Raw genomic sequence first — 2,912 nt, 5'->3', positions numbered from 1 at the left:
ATCAGCGCGTCTTTCTCAGCGTGCGACAGAAGGGATAAATCAGGAAGCTCGGCCACGCCTCCGTCGAATCCCATCCGACGTGGTCACGTCAATTCACAATCGATTCAACGCGCCGCCCGGCGGGGATGAGCAGCTACCCGAATCGTGTTATCTAAGCTGATTGCAACGATCGCTACGGTATCGGTATCAATGCAGTACCAATGACAATACCGTAATGACAATACCGTAATGAAAACGGCAAATACATATCAGTATTTGTAAGTAGACTGAGTGATATCCATATAACTATTAACCACTCAGATTGGTATTTTATCATGTCAGCAACGATGAACACCCGGCACGGCTCAGAATATAACGCATTTTTATACGCGCCGATCTGTGAGGAATCCAACGGGCTCAAGCTCAGCGTGCTGTCGGCTCTGGCACGGCAGAACATCGACCCATGGCAGGAGGCGGCAACGCTCGCCCGACTTTCGACCTCGGCGGCGCGATCGCGGCTGGCGGGCGCGATCACCGCTGCGCTCGGGCGCGCGAGCGATGCCAACAATCTCGCGGCCACTCTTATCGTGTTGTTGCCGCGGACCGCACCGGCCCTTACCCCAGCCACCGATTTTGCCTCCCGACTCCGCGCCATGGGCGATCGCCCGCGCGGCAATCTATCCTCGATGAGCGGCAGAGAACTCGTCGTGATGATACTGGTCATGGCCGGGCTGACCATCGGGATGCATTATTTACTGCCTCACCACAAACCGACCGTTCCTCCGACCGCTCAGGCCACGACAAGCCAGCCCCTGACGCCGATATCGGCGAAATAACCACCGCCTGCGCGCATCAGACGTTTCTGGAGTTCGGACATTGACTGATATCATCTCAATCGGCGTACTCATCCTCGGTTCCGGGGCGGCGGTAATCCCGCCGCGTTCGTTCTGGCCCGCGGCAGGTTGCGGATCGCATGGGTCAACCCGATCGGCAATCTCGGCGATGATTGTATCGTCGAAGTCTAGATGCGGTCGAAATCGGTCATCGAGGTCGCATTGACCCGTGCGATGACCAGCGTTGGTGCACTCGATCCGGCCCAGGTATGGTAGGCTCTGCGTCGAAGTTGTTGCACGTCTGCTTTGGTGAGTAATTCAGGGTAGCGCGATCGCCGAAACGTAGAGCAGCAGCCAAGCCGAAGGTCAGATTAACCGTTTGAAGCTGCTGAAGCGCTCGGTGTATGGCCGGGCCAACACCGAATTATTGCAAATTAAATGATAATGCCGCCTCCAAACGTCCTTTTGCACCAAATTTGCTCTAGTGAAAAATTCAGATTAATGATCCGGCCATAAATATATTTTCCCATTCGGTAAATTTTCGGAGTATCATGACGCGCAAATTGGCAGGCCCAAAACCTGATTCCAACACGCGCCCCGGCCATCCGGTGTGATTGAGCGGTTTTGGTCTACCGCGTCTGCCGTTCGGCCTCGCCGTTCACCTCGGCACCAAGCACGACAAGATAGAACGAGAACCAGAGCCAGGTGAGAAAGATCATCACACCGCCGAGCGCGCCATAAACGCGGTTATCGTCGCCAAAATGGATGACATATTCATCGGTCAGGATCGTCTGAACCGACCACAGAACGGCCGCGAGCACCGCGCCGGGTGAGACCAGCTTCCAATCCGCATCCGCCCGGTCGGGACCGTAGCGGTACAGCAGGGCAAGCAGCGCGATCATGTAGAGCGTCAGCACCGGCCAACCCGCGAGGATGAGCAGCGAAGCGGGCACACCGGAAATGCCGCTGGTCATGACTGCCGAGATCAGCGCAACAGCCACGCCGACAGAAAGCACTCCGCCGGCGAGCAGGCCCAACGCGGTAAGGTAGAAGCGCACCAGTCCCCGACGTTCGGCGCGACCATAGGCGATGTTCAGCGCGTCGATCATGCCGCCCATACCGCGTGTCGCGGTATAGAGGGCAACGCCGACGCCGAGCAGCGCGCCAATACCAAGCGTGCGGGGGTCGGTCGAGACGATCTGATGGAGCTGATGGGTGATCAAGGTCTGGTCGGAGGGGAGCAGGCGACCGGCGAAAGCGCGAACCTGATGCTCGATCGTATGGGGGTCGGCGAGCAGACCATAAATCGACAGCAGGGCGGCGAAGCTCGGGGTCAGCGCGATGAGGACATAGAAGGTGACGCCGCCCGCGACGAGGGCGATGTTCTTTTCGCTGCTATCGCGCCAGGTCCACAGAATGATGCGGCGCCACCGGCGCACGACACCGATTTCGGGCTTGCGGAGAGGGGGCTGGCCCGGATCGGTGTCAGATTCGTTCGGCATCGCCTAGAGTTTCACCACTGGTTAGTCGTGTCATGCCGTCGTGGCATCCAAGTCCGCGCCCGGGTCCGCAAGTGGTGATAGCTACAACGAACGATCGGGTTTACAAGACGCGGCCCATTCCGGGGCGGCATTGCAGGCGGTGAGCCATGGCGCTTGGACGCTGGTGACCTTTGTGATCGCCCCTGCGTTCGACTTCGCTGAGTTCGAGCTCGCCCCGCCCGGCTGGTCGCCGGGGTGTTCATGTCTGCGGCCTGTTCGATGCGTGGCAGTGCCTCGCTGGCCATGATGAAGTCCACGAGTTGATTTCCGATCAGAGTTGCGCGCTCAACAGGCGTATTGGCCCAACGGATTACGTCAACTCCCGGGTGCGACCGGTTCGTCATCATTCCTCAACACCTTTACGCGATCTCAATCACGCCAGACGGCCTTGGTGCATGAATACACCTGTGGTTGATTTTATTGTGATCGACTCGCGGTTTGATGGCTTGATGACGGTTTTTCAGTAATTCAGTAATGAAGTAGGACGAAGGGCTATCCCGAGTGCCATCAGGAAGCCGCATGCCGAATAAGATCAACGACGATCGCCGCCACAAGTTCA

General features: G+C 58.0%; 3 protein-coding genes. 1 reads left to right on the top strand and 2 read right to left on the bottom strand.

Translation table 11 applies throughout. The features are described from left to right. The first annotated feature begins 314 nt into the window (after positions 1–314). Complete coding sequence (locus tag ACP5E6_RS17855; protein WP_427956550.1) at positions 315–815, top strand: hypothetical protein; 501 nt, start codon at positions 315–317, stop codon at positions 813–815. Between the two features lie 626 nt (positions 816–1,441). On the opposite strand, the gene ACP5E6_RS17850 is transcribed toward ACP5E6_RS17855, so the two are convergent. Both ACP5E6_RS17850 and ACP5E6_RS17845 read right to left on the bottom strand, forming a co-directional pair. After that, positions 1,442–2,314, bottom strand: coding sequence for a YihY/virulence factor BrkB family protein (locus tag ACP5E6_RS17850; RefSeq protein ID WP_427956548.1), 873 nt, complete (start codon positions 2,312–2,314; stop codon positions 1,442–1,444). A 398-nt stretch (positions 2,315–2,712) separates the two neighbouring features. After that, positions 2,713–2,912, bottom strand: a 200-nt coding sequence (locus tag ACP5E6_RS17845; protein ID WP_427956546.1) for a hypothetical protein, incomplete at its 5' end; no start/stop codon positions are given.

The organism is Acidiphilium sp. (genome assembly GCF_049977125.1).
Lineage (GTDB): Bacteria > Pseudomonadota > Alphaproteobacteria > Acetobacterales > Acetobacteraceae > Acidiphilium.
This window is presented reverse-complemented; position numbering and strand designations above follow the sequence as displayed.

Bases quoted from the DNA above. Each gene is read 5' to 3' on its own strand.
- ACP5E6_RS17855 (WP_427956550.1), top strand. From the start codon at position 315: ATGTCAGCAACGATGAACACCCGGCACGGCTCAGAATATAACGCATTT.
- ACP5E6_RS17850 (WP_427956548.1), bottom strand. From the start codon at position 2,314: ATGCCGAACGAATCTGACACCGATCCGGGCCAGCCCCCTCTCCGCAAG.